The organism is Pseudomonas sp. 1, assembly GCF_056626735.1.
In genome coordinates this window covers 21697-35088 of record NZ_JBWXMQ010000017.1, presented here as the reverse complement: position 1 = coordinate 35088, position 13392 = coordinate 21697, and the positions used below count along the sequence as shown (strand labels likewise).

Annotated in this window: 12 protein-coding genes; 4 read left to right on the top strand and 8 right to left on the bottom strand. The window is 60.8% G+C overall.

The features are described 5' to 3' along the window. Positions 1–10: 10 nt before the first annotated feature. Positions 11–601, bottom strand: coding sequence for an NADPH:quinone oxidoreductase MdaB (gene mdaB / locus AC1MDC_RS23250; RefSeq protein WP_085701350.1), 591 nt, complete (start codon positions 599–601; stop codon positions 11–13). Between the two features lie 201 nt (positions 602–802). Between mdaB and AC1MDC_RS23245 the strand changes: the two genes are divergently transcribed. Beyond that, positions 803–1117, top strand: a complete 315-nt coding sequence (locus tag AC1MDC_RS23245) for a putative quinol monooxygenase (protein WP_065261059.1) — start codon at positions 803–805, stop codon at positions 1115–1117. Here the strand turns inward: AC1MDC_RS23245 and AC1MDC_RS23240 are convergent. Further along, positions 1107–1871 (bottom strand): sulfite exporter TauE/SafE family protein, encoded by a 765-nt coding sequence (locus AC1MDC_RS23240; RefSeq protein ID WP_480393754.1) that lies wholly within the window; start codon positions 1869–1871, stop codon positions 1107–1109. The genes AC1MDC_RS23245 and AC1MDC_RS23240 overlap by 11 nt on opposite strands. Before the next feature lie 82 nt (positions 1872–1953). On the opposite strand from AC1MDC_RS23240, the gene AC1MDC_RS23235 reads away from it, so the two are divergent. The 3 genes from AC1MDC_RS23235 (at position 1954) to AC1MDC_RS23225 (ending at position 4075) form a co-directional block, all read left to right on the top strand. After that, the gene (locus AC1MDC_RS23235) at positions 1954–2835 is read left to right on the top strand and encodes a LysR substrate-binding domain-containing protein (RefSeq protein WP_480393753.1); all 882 of its coding nucleotides are present in this window, start codon (positions 1954–1956) and stop codon (positions 2833–2835) included. 55 nt (positions 2836–2890) lie between these two features. Next, positions 2891–3466 carry an NAD(P)H-dependent oxidoreductase gene (locus tag AC1MDC_RS23230; RefSeq protein ID WP_480393752.1) on the top strand — a complete coding sequence of 192 codons (576 nt, stop codon included), beginning with the start codon at positions 2891–2893 and terminating at the stop codon, positions 3464–3466. 198 nt (positions 3467–3664) lie between these two features. Continuing rightward, positions 3665–4075, top strand: a complete 411-nt coding sequence (locus tag AC1MDC_RS23225) for a MerR family transcriptional regulator (RefSeq protein ID WP_480393751.1) — start codon at positions 3665–3667, stop codon at positions 4073–4075. A 66-nt stretch (positions 4076–4141) separates the two neighbouring features. On the opposite strand, the gene AC1MDC_RS23220 is transcribed toward AC1MDC_RS23225, so the two are convergent. The 6 genes from AC1MDC_RS23220 to AC1MDC_RS23195 all read right to left on the bottom strand — a co-directional run bounded on the left by AC1MDC_RS23220 (position 4142) and on the right by AC1MDC_RS23195 (position 13374). Next, complete coding sequence (locus AC1MDC_RS23220; protein ID WP_480393750.1) at positions 4142–6757, bottom strand: efflux RND transporter permease subunit; 2616 nt, start codon at positions 6755–6757, stop codon at positions 4142–4144. A gap of 33 nt (positions 6758–6790) precedes the next feature. Further along, a complete protein-coding gene (locus AC1MDC_RS23215; RefSeq protein WP_480393749.1) occupies positions 6791–7627 on the bottom strand; it encodes an outer membrane lipoprotein-sorting protein in 837 nt (278 codons plus the stop codon). Positions 7628–7697: 70 nt separating this feature from the next. After that, positions 7698–8993 (bottom strand): DUF1302 family protein, encoded by a 1296-nt coding sequence (locus tag AC1MDC_RS23210; protein ID WP_480393748.1) that lies wholly within the window; start codon positions 8991–8993, stop codon positions 7698–7700. Positions 8994–8995: 2 nt separating this feature from the next. Then, positions 8996–9760 (bottom strand): SDR family NAD(P)-dependent oxidoreductase, encoded by a 765-nt coding sequence (locus tag AC1MDC_RS23205; RefSeq protein ID WP_085701344.1) that lies wholly within the window; start codon positions 9758–9760, stop codon positions 8996–8998. Next, positions 9757–10494: a 3-oxoacyl-ACP reductase family protein gene (locus tag AC1MDC_RS23200; protein ID WP_085685527.1), complete on the bottom strand. Its 738-nt coding sequence runs from the start codon at positions 10492–10494 to the stop codon at positions 9757–9759. Before AC1MDC_RS23200 ends, AC1MDC_RS23205 begins: the two co-directional genes overlap by 4 nt. Before the next feature lie 9 nt (positions 10495–10503). Further along, entirely contained in the window at positions 10504–13374 is a 2871-nt protein-coding gene (locus AC1MDC_RS23195; protein WP_480393747.1) for an aminotransferase class III-fold pyridoxal phosphate-dependent enzyme, read from the bottom strand. Positions 13375–13392 lie beyond the last annotated feature (18 nt).

Below are 13392 nucleotides of genomic sequence, written 5' to 3'. Positions count from 1 at the left end.
TAGCCGAGCGTCAGGCCTTGAGGCCAAACACCTCGGTCAGATGCTGCTCGTAACGCGCCACATCCGCTTCAATGTTCGGGCGTTTCATCACGTCCACGCAGAGGAAGGTCGGCAGGCCGGTCATGCCAAGAAACTCGTTGGCCTTGTGGAACGGGAAGTACACGGCGTCCACGCCTTTGGCTTCGAAGAAGTCGGTCGGGTCATCGAACGCCTGCTGCGGTGCGTTCCAGGTCAGCGACAGCATGTACTGCTTGCCCTGGATCAGACCGCCGCTGCCGTACTTCTGCGACGCGTCGGAACGGGTGCGACCATCGCTAGCGTAGAGGCTGCCGTGACCTTCGGTGAAGACTTCGTCGATGTACTTTTTCACGGTCCACGGTGCGCCCATCCACCAGCCCGGCATCTGATAAATGATCACGTCGGCCCAGAGGAATTTGGCGACTTCTTCAGCGATGTCGTAACCCTCGTCGATGAAGGTGGTCTTGACGTCGACACCGCCGCGATCCAGCACGCTCAGCGCCGCTTCGTGCAGGGTGGTGTTGTAGCGACCGTCGGAGTGAGCAAATTTTTTACCGCCATTGAGCAACAGCACTTTTTTCATGGGAGAGCCTCGATCGGATTCCGATGCGCAGCGCAGAGCGCTGGATGGAGAAGGGGAAAAATTGAATGGCGGCAGATTAGCGATCCGCCCCGCGCGGAATAAGCATCGGTTGCGCAAAATTAATTTGATTAAAACGCACGAATCGAATGCCGATTGTTGCCGTAGGATTGGCCGCCATCTGAATCTGAGGAGTTTTTTGCCATGAGCGAACGCCAGGGTTTCATCCTGCACGCCAAGACCCGCCCGGAAAAAGCCGAGGCCTTCGAAGCGTTTTTCCGCGCTTATGTCGAGCCGAGCCGCGCCGAACCTGGCTGCATCGAGTACCACATGCTGCGCGACAAGGAAGACCCGAGCCTGTTCATCTTCTACGAGATCTGGGAAAGCCAGGCGCATCTGGACGTGCACTCGAACCTGCCGCACATGCAGCAATTTCTCGCCAATCGCATGGAGTATCTGGAGCGGGATTTCGATATCCGCCCGATTGAAATGCTCAGCGCGTCGTCCGCTAGCCGCTGATCAGCAGATGGGCGCCGAGCGCGCCCAGACCGATGAAGAACACCCGCTTGAACAGCACGGCACTGATGCGCTGGCGCAGCCATTGGCCGAGCAGCATACCGAGCATGGCAGGGAGCAGCGCCAGCAGCGAAGCGCTCAATTCCGCCCCGCCGAGCGACCCGCGCCAGAGTAATCCACCGGCCAGCGCCAGGGTCGAAACCGTGAAGGACAGGCCCAGCGCCTGCACCAGTTCATCGCGGCTCAAGCCCAGGGCCTGCATGTACGGCACGGCGGGAATCACTAACACGCCGGTGGCCGAAGTGATGACGCCAGTGATCACGCCACACAGCGTTCCCAGCCACGTTTCATGGCGGCGACTGACACTCAGCGTCGGCAGGAACAATCCGCTCAGCGCATAGAGCAACAACGCCGCGCCCAACCCGCGCACCACCCAATGCCCGCCGGCCATGCCGATCCACAAGGTGCCGATGGCCGTGCCGAGAGAGATCGCCAGCAGCATCGGCCACAAGCGTTTCACCAGCCCCTGCAAATGCCCGCCGAACGCCAGTTGCCAGACGTTGGTGAGGGTCGCCGGAATGATCAGCAACGCCGCAGCCTGCGCTGGCGCCATAGCCAGACCGAGCAGGCCCATGGCGACGGTGGGCAGGCCGAGACCGATCACACCCTTGATCATGCCGGCGACGACGAAGGTCGCCATCACCAGCAACGACAAGGCCAGACCGAGGTTCTGATAGAAATCCGCGAGTGCGTTCATGGCGATACTGTGCGCCTGCACGGATGAACTGAAAATCTGTCATACACTGAGGCAGCCTCTCTTTCAGCAAGAGTCACCACCGATGCACTTCGACCTCACCGACCTGCGCCTGTACCTGCACATCCTCGACAGCGGCAACATCACCGCCGGCGCCGCCCGCAGTCATCTGTCGCTGGCAGCGGCCAGTGCGCGGATCCGGGCGATGGAAGCTTCGTTGGGCACCGAGTTTCTCGAGCGCGGGCGGCGCGGAGTCACACCGACGCCGGCCGGCAAGGCCCTGGCGCAACATGCGCGACTCCTGTTGCAACAGGCCGAGCGCATGCAGCAGGACTTGAACGAATACGCCCGGGGTGTGAAAGGCCAGGTGCGTTTGCTGTGCAACACCACGGCCATCAGCGAATACCTGCCGGAAGTGCTGGCGGATTTCCTGCGCGAACATCCCAACCTCGACATCGACTTGCAGGAACTGCCCAGCGCCCGCATCACTCACGCCTTGCGCCAGGGAGCAGCAGACCTTGGCATTGTCTCCGACGCCGTGGACACCCACGACTTGCAGACCCGGATCTTTCGCGACGATCCGCTGGTGCTGCTCGTGCCGCCGGGTCATGCGCTGGCAGAGCGTCTCTCGCTGACCTTTGCCGAAACCCTGGCCCATGACTACGTGGCGCTGGGTGCCGACAGTGCCCTGGCGATTCATCTGGAAGAACAGGCGCTGCACATCGGCCAGCGCATGGCGATCCGTATCCGCGCCGATGGCTTCGATGGGCTCATGCGCATGGTCGTGCGCGGGGCAGGCCTGGCAATCGTGCCCAAAGTGGCGGTTGAGCGCTGGCCCCGGACGAACGCATTGGCCTGCGTGCCGCTGGACGATGCCTGGGCCAGACGGACACTGCATCTGTGCTCAAGAAATTTCGCCCATCTGCCGGCCTACACCCAAGCCTTGCTTGATGCTCTGACGCCTTGACTCTACCGCTAGGGGCAGACTCTATCCTGTGAGCTTCTTTTCAGGAGTACACACTATGGGCAAACGAATGCTCGTGATTCTGGGACACCCCTCCACCGACAGTTTTTGCGGAGCACTGAGTGAAACCTACGTTCAGGCGGCCAAGGACGCCGGGCATGAGGTGCGGTTGATGCGCCTGGATGCGCTGGATTTCGACCCGGTCCTGCACGAGGGTTACAACAAGATTCAGCCGCTGGAACCCGATCTGCTGCAGGCCCAGGCCGACATCACCTGGGCCGAGCACCTGACTTTCGTCTATCCGATCTGGTGGGGCGGGATTCCGGCGTTGATGAAAGGCTTTCTGGACCGCATCTTCCTGCCCGGTTTCGCGTTCAAGTACCGCGAAGGCAAAGCCTTCCCGGACAAACTGCTCAGAGGCCGCACCGCCCATTTGCTGGTGACCATGGACACGCCGTACTGGTACTACAAATGGTTCTACCGCATGCCGGGCCTGCACCAGGTGCGCAAGACCACGCTGGAGTTCTGCGGAGTCAAACCGATCAAGACCCTGACGTTCGGCCCCATGCTCGGCTCCAAACCGGAGCAGCGCGACGTGTGGCTGCAACAGGCGCGAGCCAGCGCCGCGTTCTGAATCTGACGCAACTGTCCAACTGACGGCGCCGCCGACGCCGTCAGCCTTCCACGGGCTCTCCCACGAGCCCGTCCGTCAGCTGTGCGCGTCATTTACGCACAGTTGCAACCTGCCGATGGTATTCACCCTATAATCGCCCGCCGATCAGGCTCGAGCCTGGTCACGCTACGCCCCGTTTTATCATCGAGATGGATCTTTATGTATATCGGCAAAGCCGCCCAGCTGTCGGGCACCACAGTCAAAAGCATTCGCCATTACGAAGAAATCGGCCTGTTGCCCGAGCCCAAGCGTGAAGGCAAATACCGTATCTACAGTCAGGAAAGCGTCGAGGTACTGACGTTCATCAAATGCGCTCAGCAACTGGGCTTCAAGCTCAAGGAGCTGCAGGTCATCCTGAACAACTACCGCGGCGAGGAATTCCCCTGGGACATGGCACAGAATGCCATCGCCCGGAAAAAAGCCGAGCTGGTGGCCCAGATCGGCGATTTGCAGCAGTTGTACGATGGGCTTGAAGCGTTTGAAAACAACCTCCACGAGGCTCGACAGGAATGTCAGTTCGAGCGCATCGCCCGGCAGGGGGAAAAAACCCCGGCCGCTACGCTGAACTGAAAACCCTTCTGCGGCGCATGGGCCGGTTCGCCTGTCGGATCAGGGCAGGCGGAACCGGCTCGGGCTTCAGCCCGGTACTGCCTCTGCGCCGAGGCGTTGCGCCCGAGCGGGCTGGGCAATCGGCTCAATCGCGCCGAAGAACCACGGCGAAACCAGCGTCACCAGAATGATGGTCATGACCCCGCTGGAGAACAGCGCCATGGCCACCAGCGCCCCCAGGTCGACAATCGGCTTGAAGTCAGAAAACAGCAGCGCCATGAAGCCCACGGAGAAAATCACCACGTTGATCACCGTCGAGCGACCGACGCTGTGCATCGCCTGCAGAATCGCCGCGTCGACTTCAATGCCCTGCTGCACCAGCCATTTGATGCGCGACAGCAGGTGCACCGCGTAATCGACCACGCCCACCACCAGGAAAGTCACCAGCGTCGTGCCGATGTTCAACTCGATCTTGAACAGAAACATGAAGCCGTAGACCGTGACCGAGGTGGTCAGCAGGGTCAACATGCCGAGAATGCCCAGCCGCACCGACTTGAGCCAGTACATCATCATCAGCGTGACGACCAGCAACGCCAGGGAAAAACTCAGTACCTGGCCCTGGGTGATTTCCTGCAACACACCGGTCCAGATCAACGGCGTGCCGGCATGCGTCACCTCCAGATTGGCCGGTTTGTTCACCAGCAGCCAGGCGTCGAGGCGATCGAGCATGCCCTGATAATCACTGGCGACCGACGAGGTCATGGTGTACAGCGTCAAGGCCTTGGAGAAGTCGGCGTTGAGCACGTTGTTCAAGTCCGAGCCGCCACCGTTTTCGAACAGCATCACATGCTGCTCGATCAGCGAATTGCCTGGCACTTCGAATTGTTCGACCTGCCCCTCATCATTGACTGAGCTCACCTTTTCCATGGCGTTGGGAACGCGCAGGTAATCAGGGTTCATGTCGTTGAGCACCAGGTTCATGCGCTTGACGTAAGTGGCCAGGGAGTAGCCGTAACTCACGTTCGGCTGCTGCTTGATGAAGTGGTCGAGCTTGTCGATGAACTGCACCACCTCCGTGGTCAGCACCCCGCGAGGCTCCTTGCTGTCGATGGCAATCCAGCCCGGCGCCGTACCCGCGACGTTGGCGTGGTTGATGAACTGGTCCGAAATGCGGATATGGCTTTCGGGTTTGAAATAGGCAATGCCCGAGTCTTCGATATCGACGCGGAAGGTGAACACGGTGGCCAGCGCCAGCAACGGCAGCATGACCATGAGAATCGGTTTGCGAAAGCGGATCATCCAGGCGCAGAACGCCACCAGATAACGCGAGATGATCGATTCCTTGTGCGCAGCGACCCTGGCTTGCGCTGGTTGATCCTTGCCCCAGATGGAGATCCAGGCCGGAATCAGCAGCAACGAAATGATCAGCGCCGCCGTCAGGCCGATGGACATGAACACGCCGAAATTGCGGATGCTGACGATGTTGTTGGTGGTGGAAATCATGAACGTGGCGATGGTCGTCACTGTGGTCAACACCACCGGCACGACCATCAGCCGCTGGGTCTCGCGGTTGGCGTCACGGTTGCTCTTGCCGGCGTTTTTCTGCTCGTAGTATTCGGCCATCACATGGATGGCGTCCGAGCAGCAGATGGTGAACAGAAACACCGGCAACACGCTAGTCAACAGGTCGAACGGCACCCGCAGCAGCGCCATCAGGCCCAGCGTCCAGATGGTGCAGAACAGAATGTTGAACAGCGGCAACAACACGCCCAGCGGTTTGCGGAAGAAGAAAATCAGCAGCAGGGTGATCAGCAGAAACACGATCGGAAACAGCACCGCCAGGTCATGGTCGATGATTTCCTGTTGGGCCGCGATGAAGATCGGCATGCCGGCAATGAAAATCTCGTCCTTGTACTCCGGATGCTCTGCCTGATACTTCGCGACGATGCCCCGCACGATCTGATAGGCGCGCAATTGCGCCTGGGCGTCATCCTGCTTGGTACCGAGTTCGGCCACCAGCATCGCGACTTTCTTGTCCTTCGACACCACCCCGTCGACCATCAGTTCGTTGCCCATGATCTGTGACTCGACCACGGCCGGATCCATGTCATAGGCGTTGAGGGTCTTGTGGATCAACAACTCGCCATCGTCGGTCAACACGATGTTTTCCAGGTCGCCCATCGACGCCATTTCGCGAATCGGGTTGATTCGCTCGGCGAGGAAGGTCAGGAACAACTGATCATGAGCATCCCAGTTCTGACTCTGGGCATGATCGCGCAGGGCCTTGGCCTGAGCGTAATCATTCTGGGAAAAACCGTCCTCCAGAATGTCCCGGGTCAATAGCTGCGCGCGGCTGTCATTCGGGTAGCGAGCGACGATTTGCGTCAGTTGCTCCTTGTCGGCGTCGTTGGCCAGGATCATCTTGCGCACCGACTGCGACATCGAAAACAACGCATTGAGCGTCTGTTTGTTGAAGACCGTCTGCGGGTTGTTCAACGCCACCATCACCGAGTCGAAGGTGCCGGTGAACTCACCCTGCAAATCGATGATGGTCTTGCGCGCCGGATGGCTGTCCTTGAGCAGATAAGGGTTGGTGTCCGAGATCAGCGCGCCCAGCGTATAAGTGAAATACGCGGTGATCGCCACCAGCAGGAAAACGATCGCCCGCGCATGGCGCTCGACGAAGTTCAGGTATCTTTCCATGATCATGTGTTCCAGGGTCGTCGGGAGCGGCGCTTAGCGGGCAGTCACGGAAAATTCCGGCAGGTCACCGGTTTTCAGCCCGCGCTTGATGGCGGTCTGGGTAAACAGCCGGTCTTCCAGCGGGACGTTGTACTGCAACTGGTTGAAGCGCATTTCCGAGCGCGTACCGTCGATGAAGTGCTCGGTTTCACTGAGCACGATGCTGTCGATCCCGTCGATGGTCTCGACCTTCTGGGTGCGCATCTGCTTGATCAGCACACCTTTGACGTCGAAGAAGTCCTGACGCATGACCAGGAAATTTTGCTTGTCGATCCACACCTTGAGTTTGTTGTAACCGGTCTTGGCCAGCACTTCCGGGGACACCGGTTCACGTTCGATCACGTAGCAGTCGCGGCCCTTGATCTGCTCTTCTCCCAGCAATGTCTGCGAGTAATCCTTGACCCGGATCTTGTCCAGGTCGGCATAGGAGTATTCGCTGCCCATGAACGAGCCGCGCTTGTCGGTGGTGGAGATCCGGCGGGTCTGGCGGCTGACCGGCAGGTACATCCACTGGCTGTCTTCCAGCCCCAGCGTCTCGTGCGGGTTTTCGATGTGGAACGCGACGTCGCGCACATCGGTCGGCGCCGAGAAATACATGCTGAATTTGTCGCTGTCCGGGTAGTCCTTCTGCAGGTAAGTGAATTCACGAACCCGGGTATTGCCCTTCTTGTCGTGAAGGATCAACGACACCTGGGACATGAAGCTTTTACCGTCATTGCGATCGCGCACCTGGCGAATGATTTCATCGGCATTGCTGCCGTCGGCAGCGCTGGCGCAGACGCCACTGAGGATCAACGCGGTGGCGGTCAGACTTTTCAAAAGCGGCAACATCGGAATTTCCCTTTTCGTCGGATGAGTACATGCGGGCCTGCGCCATCGGTGGCAGGCAGGCGTCACGGGGTTAAAACAGATAGCCGGCGGACAGGCGCACTTGATCGCGCTTGCTGTACTCGCCGAAGGCCCTGTCGGGTTTGCCGAAGAACACGTCCACTTCCAGCCCCAGCTTGATGTAGTCCACCGGCTTGTAGGTGAAGATGCCCTGCAGCAAAGCGTTGTCCTTGAGCGGCGGCGAGGCCGCGGCCACCAGTCGGCTCTTGAGCCGGTCCTGCCAGTGAGTGCCTTCGGCCGAGAGGGTGAACAGCGGCTCGCGCTTGTCCTGCAGCATCCCGTCCTGCCAGTCGAGCAACACCTGTTCCTGCCATTGCGCCGAAATCAGCCAGTCGCGCCACAGATAGTCGACACCCAACAGCGACTTGACCATCGACGTGCTGTCGGCACCGTAGGCGCGGGTCGGATTGGTCACGCGCCAGTTGTCGAACCAGGCAATCTCACTGCGCACCACGATGCTGTGACCGGCGTCGATCGCCAGACCTGCACCGCCCATGGTGTAACGGGGAAACTGGCGTTCAAGACGCGTACGACCGTCATCGGCCAGGCCTTCGACGGCATACACCGGGTCCTGCTGACGTGTGCTCAGCGCCACGAAACTGGTGTCCACCGCCCCGATCCGGCCATTGGCGCTCAGACCATAGGCATAGCCCTTGTCACCGTCATAGCCGGGTTTGGAATCAAGCAGGAAATACTCCGGATCGGGCGCCGCGAACAGCGGCGCGGCGAACTCGCTGCCCGCCACCGGCGGCCGGTTCTTGACGAAGTCGGTGATCCACAGCGCTTCCAGCTCCCACTCGCCCACAGGCTGCGCCACGCGCACCATCGGCACGGCGATGCGGCTGTCCTCAAGCAACGGGGTCAGCCCATCGCGATAGTCCAACGGGTTGATCTGGTCCAGCACACGCAGTTCATCCGCACGCCCCCAGACCACCTGCTGCCAGCCGACCGTCACTTCACCGTCGCCCAGCGCATGACCGACATACAGATGCCGCCAGTCAGCATCGAAGCGGTACTTTTCCCGGGCGCGTTCGCTGTACGGGTTGTTGCCGTCGTAGCGGGCGTCATACCGTACGCGACCCTTGGCCTTGTAATAACCGCCGTCCCAGTTGTCCTCCAGGTTGGCTTTGAAATACACGGCCTTCTGTGTGACCTGATCGTCACCGTGCAGGCGCAGTGCCGTGGCCACGCCGATTTCGGCGTCGGCGTAATCGGGCTTGAGATCGTCGACTTCCAGGGCCGCGACAGCCGCCGGAGCGGCCACGCACGCCCACATCGCCCAGGCGATGCGGTTGATAGATCCTGGCATCGCTACATTCCCAATCCGACGCCGCCATCGATCACCAGGCTCTGGGCCGTGACCCCACCGGCTTCAGGACTGGCCAGGTAACGCACCATTGCCGCCACTTCTTCGCTTTGGATGAAGCGGCGCATCGGCAGTTTTTTCTTCGCGTTGCGCACGATCTGTTCCTGGGTCAGACCGGCGATCGCCGCTTGCGTCGCCAGTTCGCCCTGGAGCATCGGCGTATCGATCCAGGCCGGCAGAATCGCGTTGACCGTGATCTGCCGCGACGCCAGGTCCAGTGCCAGAGCCTTGGTCATGCCGACGATGCCGTGCTTGGAAGCGCAGTACGCGGTGTTGCGCACCTTGCCGGCCCGGCCGAGGATCGAGGACATGTTGATGATCCGTCCCCGATCCGGCATCAGCGCCAGGCACAGCGAGGTCACGTAAAACGTACCGTTGAGGTTGACCGAAATCACCTTGTGCCAGTTGTGCAGATCTTCGGGCTCGTTTTCATTGCAGATACCGGCACTGTTGACCAGCACGTCGACCTGCTTGATCCGGGCGCCGAGCTGCTTGAAAAACGCTTCCATGGCAGGCAGGTCGGCGATGTTCGCCGCGTGGGTCTCGACCCGCGCCTTGATCCGCTCCTGCTGCTCATCGACCCAGCCCTGCAATTGCGGCAAGTCCAGGTCCAGCAGGATCAGGTGATTGTCGCCATTGGCCGCGAAGTCCTCGGCCACCGCGCGCCCGATGCCCTTGGCTGCACCGGTAATCAGAATGGTGCGGCTCATGGCATTTTCAACCCGCCGTTCACCGGCAGGACCTCCCCGGTCAGGTACAGGCCACGGTCAGCGAGGTACAGCACCGCCTCGGCAATTTCCTCGGGTTCGGCGTAACGCTTGATCAGCAACCGCGACTGGATCTGCTCCTCCTGACTGCCGATCAGTGCGGTGCTCATCTCGGTCTTGACGATCCCCGGCGCCACCGCATTGACCCGGATATTGCGCGGCGCCAGCTCGACCGCCAGCGCACGGGTCATGGCCTCGACCCCGCCCTTGGCCGCGGCATAGTTGCTCTGGCCCTTGCCGGGCTTTTGCGCGGCGACCGAACTGATATTGACGATGCAGCCACTGCGCTGGCGCAGCATGCCCGGCAGCACCTGCTGACAGCAGAGCAAGGTGCCGACCAGGTTGGTCTGGATCACCTCCAGGATGTCGCTCGCCGGCATCGTTGCCAGCAAGCCGTCACGGGTAATGCCGGCGTTGTTGACCAGCAGATCGACGCGCTGGAAATGCGCCTCGACCCGCTCGAAGAATGACGCGATGCTGTCGCCACGGCTGATGTCGCATTGCAGCGCCAGGCAATCCACGCCCGACGCCTGCACTTCATCACGCAAGGCCATCGCCGCTACTTCATCACGCACATAACTGAACGCCACTTGATAACCGGCACCTGCCAGCGCCAGGACGATGGCCCGGCCGATGCCACGGCTGCCGCCGGTCACTACTGCTACTTTGTTCGGCATGACCGTTCCTTACAGCGAGTTATCGGTTTTGAACTGCGCGAGGCTGAACCCGTGGGTCGCGGCCAGTGCACGGATCTGCTGCACTTGCTCACGGCTGATGTCGCCGTAGGAGTAGTGCTGTTTCATGCCCGACAGCCCCATCAGTACCGACTCCGCCATGCAGGCATACAACTGACCTTGCTTGAGGTAGGCGCGAACGTTGGGGGCCAGGCCATCGCCCAGCGGCGTCTGGACAATCCCGCCGTGCATGTACAGCACATCGGAGCGCTGACCGGCCAGGTTCTGGTCCACGTTCAGCGGAACGGCGATGTCGCAGATCACGCTGTTCTCGGCAAAGTGTCCGGCACCGAGAAACGCCTGCGGTGCATTCGCCGCACACAGCACGATGCGCGCTTGCTTCAAGGTATCCAGGTCGTTGCTGACGGTGATGAACGCGTCGCTTCCCAGTTGCTCATCGACCAGTTGCGCCACACGCTGACCCAGATCGGCACTGTTGCCATGGGCTTGCAGCAGGGCGTCGATACCCCGCAGCTGCTGCAGGCGACTGGCGAGACGATCATGCTCGGCAACCCCCTTGAGAATGGCCCGGGCGGCTTCGGCGTAAATCTGCTGAGCGGTTTTCTCCAGGCGTCGCAGCGAGCCGTCGCGACCACTGCCGATCAGGATCAGGTGCTCGACACGGGTCGACAACAGCGAAGCGTAGGTCGAAGCAATGTTGCCGGCAGCACCGACCACCGCAGCGGTCTGCCGGCTCAGTTCCAGACCTTGCTGTTTGCAGCCCTGCTCGATCGCTTCCAGGCCCATGCCGATGGTCAGCGCGTTGCCCGAGGTCAGCGCCATGTCAGGGATTTTCAGCGCCTGACAGTTGTTGGTGACGATCGAGGTGTACATGCCCAGGCCGGCCACGCCATAGCCGTCGGCGCGGGCATCCTTGATGCGATTGCCGACTTCCTCGCGGATGGTTTCCAGATCGCCGCTGGCGATGTAAGCCGCCATCGCATCGGAATCCATGCACAGCGGATAGAGGGTGAACTCCACCGCCGTGCCGAGTTTCGAGCGGATCTGCACCGGGCCGATAGGCGCCGCGCGGCGCTCGGGGGCCATGCGTTTGATGAACTCGCGCTTCTGCTCCGGGCTCAGGGTCGACAGCGATGGGTCGACATCACTGAGCATGTCCGCATCGATCAGGTGGTTGATGAACGCCACGCGTGCTACCACGCGCACGTTCTCGTCAGGCTTTGGGAGGCTTTCGGTCTCCGTGAAGCTGACATCGCGCGCCGGAACCTGGGCAATGCTGTCGGCACACACACCGGCGGCCAGCGGGAAGGCATCGCGGCGACGCAGCATGTCGCAGACTTTTTGCAGCGAAGCGATCAGGCCATCGATTTCCTGGAAGGTGATGCACACCGGGGGTTCCAGGCGAATCACATTGGCGTTGCTGCCCGACGGCGCCACACGCAACGACTCGAACTGCAACAGATAGCCGGCAATGATGTAGCCCAGCGCTTCGTTGTACTGCGCCGACGCCTGGACCAGCGAACTGGTACCGGTCAGGTCATGCAGTTCGAAGCCCAGCAGCAGGCCGCGTCCGCGCACATCGGCGATCACGTCCGGATAGGCCGCCTTGAGCTCCAGCAGCGAAGTCTTGAGGTACTCGCCCTTCTTGTTCACATCCTTGAGCATGGCGCTGTCGTTCTCGAACAAGCGGCGCAGGGCCGACAGCGCGATGTGGCACGACGCATCGTCTTCAGCGAAGGTCGAGCTGTGGATGTAGCTGAAATCGTTTTCGTAATGACTGGCGCGAATCACGGTGGCGGCGATTTTCATCAAGCCGCCGCCCAGTGCCTTGGACAGGCAGTAGTAGTCGCCCTGCAGGTTGAAATGGGTGGCGCCGAGCAAGGTGCCGGTGCGGCCGAAACCCGACTGCACTTCGTCGATGACCAGCGGGCATTGCTGCTCGTTGCACAGACGACGCAGGCCCAGGTAGAACTCTTTGGCAAACTCGTTGATCCCGCCCTCGCCCTGAATCGGTTCCAGCAGCACGGCAGTGATTGCGCTGAACGCTTCACGGCGCACGTGCAGGGTTTCGCCACTCCACGCCAGACTCAGCCAGTGATGCTGATGGCGGGCCGGCAGCTCTTGCAACTGCTGCGGTTGATCCGGATCGATGAATTCGACGTTGAGCCCGAAACGGGCAAACGGCTTGCGGTATTGCTTGCCGTAAGTCAGTTGAACGGTGTTCACCAGTTTGCCGTGGAAGCTGCCTCGCACCGCGAGGAAGACCGGCTCGACATGCAGTTGCGCGAGGTTGTGCTGACGCACCGCATCGGCCACCTGACGCACGGTCACGCTGGTCAGGTGCGGCGGCAACAGACCGGCCGGCAGATCGAGATCGTCGATTTCCAACTCGACATAGGCCTTGTCACTGGCCACCAGATTCGCCAGTTCGAAATCATGTTCGTCGAACTGCTTCTGCAGGTTTTTCTGACGACGGTACTCGGCATGCTTGACGGCGATTTCCACCGACTCGGCGCCACTGTTGGAGAACGTGGAAATGTAGCGCTCGGTGTTGTTCAGCTCACGGTTGAACGCTTCGCTGAGTTCGCGCCCCAACTGCCCCGCCGCGCCACGCACCGACATTTGCGCGTTGAACGGCACATCGGCGCGCAGCAGGCCGCACAGCTGATCGACGAATTGCGGATCGTTGTGACCGTACAGCGCGGCACCGTAGCCACCGAGAAAATCGGTCACGGTCACTTCGTCACCCTGCTTGTCGCGGTAGAACAGTTTGCTGCCCTGCGCCCGATGGAACTGGCACTCCAGGCCCAGGGCCTGCATCAGTTCAACGAATTTTGGCCGAACGTAATCGCGGTAATCCATGACAGTCATATCCCTTGA